Origin of the sequence: Paenibacillus sp. A3 (genome assembly GCF_001399685.1) — a bacterium.
Classification (GTDB): domain Bacteria; phylum Bacillota; class Bacilli; order Paenibacillales; family NBRC-103111; genus Paenibacillus_G.
This window is the reverse complement of sequence record NZ_JTHN01000165.1, coordinates 1-5059: the sequence shown is the minus strand read 5'-3', so window position 1 is coordinate 5059 and position 5059 is coordinate 1. Positions and strand designations below refer to the sequence as shown.

At 57.7% G+C, this 5059-nt stretch carries 7 protein-coding genes; 4 read left to right on the top strand and 3 right to left on the bottom strand.

Annotation, left to right across the window (positions count from 1 at the left end; translation table 11 throughout):
• Together QJ48_RS23935 and QJ48_RS23930 are read right to left on the bottom strand one after the other, a co-directional pair.
• Positions 1 to 499, bottom strand: a 499-nt coding sequence (locus QJ48_RS23935; protein WP_157261740.1) for a cation diffusion facilitator family transporter, incomplete at its 3' end; no start/stop codon positions are given.
• 256 nt (positions 500 to 755) lie between these two features.
• Entirely contained in the window at positions 756 to 1181 is a 426-nt protein-coding gene (locus QJ48_RS23930; RefSeq protein WP_054975973.1) for a hypothetical protein, read from the bottom strand.
• A gap of 170 nt (positions 1182 to 1351) precedes the next feature.
• On the opposite strand from QJ48_RS23930, the gene QJ48_RS23925 reads away from it, so the two are divergent.
• Positions 1352 to 1687, top strand: coding sequence for a hypothetical protein (locus tag QJ48_RS23925; RefSeq protein ID WP_054975972.1), 336 nt, complete (start codon positions 1352 to 1354; stop codon positions 1685 to 1687).
• Between the two features lie 92 nt (positions 1688 to 1779).
• Here the strand turns inward: QJ48_RS23925 and QJ48_RS23920 are convergent, their stop codons facing one another.
• Positions 1780 to 2271, bottom strand: a complete 492-nt coding sequence (locus QJ48_RS23920) for an 8-oxo-dGTP diphosphatase (protein WP_054975971.1) — start codon at positions 2269 to 2271, stop codon at positions 1780 to 1782.
• Positions 2272 to 2521: 250 nt separating this feature from the next.
• Between QJ48_RS23920 and QJ48_RS23915 the strand changes: the two genes are divergently transcribed.
• From QJ48_RS23915 to QJ48_RS23905, 3 genes are all read left to right on the top strand, one after another.
• Positions 2522 to 3478 carry an aldolase catalytic domain-containing protein gene (locus tag QJ48_RS23915; RefSeq protein ID WP_054975970.1) on the top strand — a complete coding sequence of 319 codons (957 nt, stop codon included), beginning with the start codon at positions 2522 to 2524 and terminating at the stop codon, positions 3476 to 3478.
• A 124-nt stretch (positions 3479 to 3602) separates the two neighbouring features.
• Complete coding sequence (locus QJ48_RS23910; RefSeq protein WP_054975969.1) at positions 3603 to 4145, top strand: MOSC domain-containing protein; 543 nt, start codon at positions 3603 to 3605, stop codon at positions 4143 to 4145.
• Between the two features lie 55 nt (positions 4146 to 4200).
• Entirely contained in the window at positions 4201 to 5025 is an 825-nt protein-coding gene (locus QJ48_RS23905) for a radical SAM protein (protein WP_054975974.1), read from the top strand.
• Positions 5026 to 5059: the final 34 nt, after the last annotated feature.

The window sequence follows — 5059 nt, the reverse complement described above, 5'->3', positions numbered from 1 at the left end:
CGGCCGCCCCGATGCTGACAAGCGCATCCGACCGGTTATCGTAGGCCGCCGCTTTCAACGACTGGCTGTTTAACCGTTTCGCCAAACGGCTGTTATATGTGTATACCCCCCACATGACGACCGCGCACCCGAGCGCAATCCATGCGGCCAGCAAATCCGGAGCCTGACGGTCTGTTACGAAAAAGCTCTTGCACGCCTGCAGCACGACTTGAATCCCGGCGGCAGCCATAATGAACGACGCGACAAGCGAGGCGATCGTCTCGGCCCGTCTGTGCCCGTAAGGGTGGTCCCGATCCGGCGGCTTGCGCGAAATGCGCAGTCCGATCAGTACGGCGAGCGATACGATGATATCGGTCGAGTTATTGATTCCGTCGGCGGTGAGCGCCTCGGAACCGGTCGTATACCCCATGCCGATCTTAAAAGCGGCAAGCAGGATGTACGCGACAATGCTGACCCACGCGCCCTTTTCGCCTTCTTTTAACGGATCATGCGTTTCCACGGCGGTTCCCCTCCATTGCTCTTGCCAAAATCACCTTGATTGAAGTCAGGCTCATCATATCAGACGAAAACCGTGTGGGTCTAGAGAAACAGTGTTTTACCCGCCAATAAAAATAGGTCCCGTGCAACTTTGTTTTACCGGTCAAAGGATGTGAGGAACGGCCAACAAAAAAGGACCGGACCAAAAAAAAGAAACAGCGGCCCGCGTCTCGCCGGGTACCGCTGTCCGGACGCTGCGACGGACCGCCGCTTGCCCTTTAGAAACGCAGGCCGGCATCGAAGCCGTTATAGTCGTCGCCCGACGGATCGAACGGCACGTCTTCGTCATTATATGCGCCGCTGGATCGGTTGACATAATCCGAAGCGGATACGGCCGGTTCGCTTTCGGTCCAATCGTCGTTCACGAAATGCGCCGGAATCGGGATCAGGCTGTCTGGATCGTAAGCCATGGCGAATGCGGCGGTTTCGCTCAGCGAGCCTTCCGCTTCGATCAAGCGTCCCCCATAGGCTTGGACGATTTCGAGCGCGGACGTCAGATCGTGCCGGTCTACGATGACATGCAGAGTCGGCTGCTTCAGGTTCGTATGCGGACTCACGCGGTACCCGAGCTCCTCCAGCATATCCTGGGCCAAGGCGGCCGCATTCTGAGAATCGAATTGAAACAAAATCGGTGTGCTGCTCATAAGGTTCCTCCGGTTGTCGGTAATAGGTTCACGTTTGGCTCTAGTTTGCCCCGATGAAGGATGCTTATTCCAAGCGCGGCACATACTCCCTCGCCTGAAGGCATAGGATGATAGCGACACCGCTCCCTTATCCGGCTTCGCCAAATTCTGATCCGAAAGAGGTGTACGCCATGTACAACGGACCGCCCGAAAGCCCCGAGCCGGAGGACGTGCGTTTGAACCAATGGATTGCCGCTGCGGCGTATTTGTTATTTTTCGTGCCGCTGCTTGCCGCTCCGAAGTCGAGGTTTGCCATGTATCACGCCAATCAGGGGCTGGTGCTGCTCTTGATCTCGATCGCCGCCAATCTGGTTCTCGGGCTGCTGCCGCTGATCGGGCTGCTGCTCGTGCCGCTGGCTAATCTCGGCCTGCTCGTTCTATTCATTATGGGCATTCTGAACGTCGTGAACGGGTGGATGAAGCCGCTGCCGCTCATCGGCGGCCTGTGCTTGATCAGGACGCCTTAGCGCGCGGGCACGCCAAAAAGACGTTCCGTATCCTTACTTTTGGAGTAAGGAAGCGGGACGTCTTTACTTTTGCAAAAATCGGCGCGTCATTCTTAGCGCACGACCTCTTGCAGCGGCCGCCGTTCGACGGTCAGCAGCTTTCCCTCGCGGAAAAAGCAGCGGTGCTCCGCACAAGGCTCTCCGGCCAGCATCGCCGGAAGAAAATGCCGGACATGCTGCACCACGCCGTAGTTTTCCGGGTCGATCACCCATTCGACCGGCTTCCACGCCAAGATGCCCTCGGGCGTCTCCATCGGCAAATCCGGCAGCGCATCACCCGGAGCCTCTCCGATAAAAGCGTACATCCCCCCTGCATCCCGGCCGTCCACCTCCCACGTCACGGTCCCGCCGAAGCGCACCGCCTCCTCTTCAAGCCGGAGCCCAGTCTCCTCTTCGATTTCCCGTATGACGCTCGCCAGCGGCGTTTCTCCCGGCTCCAGCTTACCGCCGACCCCGTTCCACAGTCCGAGCAGCGGCGCTTTCCCACGGTTCAGCATGAGCAAACGATCGCCGCTGCGAATAAAAGCGATATTGAATTTGAGCATGTCTCACCCTCCTGTCCCGCAAAATCCGCAAGTCTGTCACCATTATAATGCAAGTTTCCACAAAAGCCCGGAAAATCCTGCAACATTTGCTTATTTTCGGTGAATTATGAGATTGCCAACGGTACGGGGAATTTGTTATCATTGACAAGTGGCGAGCCATATGTAATATTAATTATAAAACGTATGCTTTACTGCTTAAAAGCTTAAAAGTCACGAAGCGGTCGCCTATTTTGGAGAGGAGTCAATCATTATGGTCAGGGAAAACCACAATATTTTGGACTGCACCATCCGCGACGGCGGTTTGGTCAACAACTGGGATTTTAGCGTCGAGTTTGTCAAAGACATGTATTACGGTCTGAGCGAAGCCGGCGTCGAATATATGGAGATCGGTTATAAAAACTCGGCTAAGCTGCTGAAAGGCGCTGAAGCGGGTCCTTGGCGCTTTTTGAACGAGGATTTCCTGAAGGAAGTCATCCCGCAAAAGACCGACACCAAGCTGTCTGCGCTGGTCGACATCGGACGCGTTGACGAGAAGGACATTCTCCCCCGGGAAAACAGCTTGCTCGACCTGATCCGCGTAGCGACTTACATCAAGGACGTGGATAAAGCGCTCGATCTGGTGCAGAAATTCCACGACTACGGCTATGAGACAACCATCAACATTATGGCGCTCTCCCACGTGATGGAGAACGATCTGAACGAAGCGTTCGAAGAAATTGCCAAGAGTCCGGTCGATGTCGTGTACATCGTCGATTCGTACGGCAGCATGGACTACCGGGACGTCGAGTATCTCGTCTCCAAATTCCAGCGTCTTCTGCCGAACAAGAAGCTCGGCCTGCATATGCACAACAACATGCAGCTCGCCTTCTCCAATACGATTATGGGCGCAACCAAAGGCGTCGAGTTCCTTGACACCTCCGTATACGGCATGGGACGAGCTGCCGGCAACTGCCCGACGGAGCTGATCGTCAGCCATTTGAAAAATCCGAAGTACGACGTTCGTCCGATTCTCGGCATCATTGAGAAGCATATGATCACCATGCGAGAGAAGTGGGAGTGGGGCTACATCATTCCTTACATGATCGCCGGCGTATTGAACGATCATCCGCGTTCGGCCATGGCAGTCCGCGCCAGCGACAAAAAGGACAACTTCGTGGAATTTTACGACAAAATGACATCCCCCGAAGCTATGCCGGCCGGCGAGTAATCCGGCTGCCGCTTGCGGTTCACACAGTAAAACCCGGTTTCCCTTGGCGGAAGCCGGGTTTCTTGTCCTTTAGCGGACCATTCTGGTAAGCTTAACCTTGTACGGAAAGGGGAAATTCGCTACTATGAAAACTTTTGAAGCCCGGGTCAAGGCCGTGATGGCCGCCCGCGATCCGCATACGTTCGTCACCGCGCGGGAAAGCTCCGTCACCGTCGATCTTGCCGGCATTCCCGGCGATCGGCATTACGGGCTCACGCGGCCTGCCGACAGCCGGCAGCGGTTTTATCCGCGCGGCACCGACATTGCCAACCGGAGACAGATCAGCGTCGTCTCCGTCGAGGAATTAGCTCAAATCGCCGAGCGGCTAGGGCTGCCTGAAGTGCTTCCCGAGTGGCTCGGCGCCAATCTGCTGTTGGAGGGATATCCATCCCTCACGCTGCTGCCGCAGGGCGCGCGCCTGCTGTTCCCTGCCGGAACGGGCTTGATCGGCGAAGGCGAGAACCTGCCCTGCACGGGGCCGGGCGAAGTAATCGCCGAAGCGACGGGCTATCCTGCGGCAGCGACCCGCTTCACGGCCGCCGCGAAGAAGCGGCGCGGCATCGTCTGCTCCGTCGAGCGCATAGGCACGATAGCAGAAGGCGATACCGTGCGGATTATGATTGAGTAACCGGGGCAAGGATCCAGTTACTTCCACATTTTACAAGCGAAGCGAGGTGCGGGAGGTGCTTCCGACCGTTACGTTTAAAGCCCCCAAGCAGCTGCTCAATGCGGCCACCGGTTACTTGACGGGCTATACGCATACGCTCAATCCTTATTCCGGCTGCGCCTTCGCCTGCACCTACTGCTACGTGCGCGAAATGCCGGTGGCGAAGTTTCGCCCGGAGCCTTGGGGAAGCTGGATCGACGTAAAATCGTCGGCCGCGGAGCTGCTCGTCAAAGAACTCGTCCGGGCGAAACGCAAGGGGCCGGTTTCCATCTTTATGTCTTCCAGCACGGACCCGTACCAGCCGGTCGAATATCGGACCGGACTGACCCGTTCTCTGCTCGAAACGATGGCGGAAGGAGATGCTCCCGACTTTGTGCTGCTGCAAACGCGGAGCCCGCTCGTCACCCGGGATATCGATCTGCTCCAGCGGCTTGGAACGCGCGTGCGCGTCAGCCTCACGATCGAGACCGATCTGGAGCCGATCCGCAAAGCGTTCACGCCTGCCGCGCCACCGATCCCCGCCCGGCTGCGGGCGCTGCGCCAGCTTGTCGAAGCGGGCGTGCCCGCGCAAGCGGCCGTCTCGCCCGTGCTGCCGAACAGCGGCGGCTTCGCGCAAGCGCTGCGGGATACCGGCGTGACGCGGCTCGTCGTCGACGACTTCTTCATGGGCGACGGCAGCCTCGGTCGGCGCACGGAGCGTCTCGGCATCCGCCGCATTTACGAGTCGCTCGGGCTGGAGGCTTGGTATGACCGGGATGCTTACCGGCAAGTACTGGAGCAACTGAAGCGGCATTTTCCGGAAGAGCGGATTTTGGTCAGTCAGGCGGGCTTTTTGCCGTAAACAGCCGGAGGCCGGACTCGTGACGTACTTATTG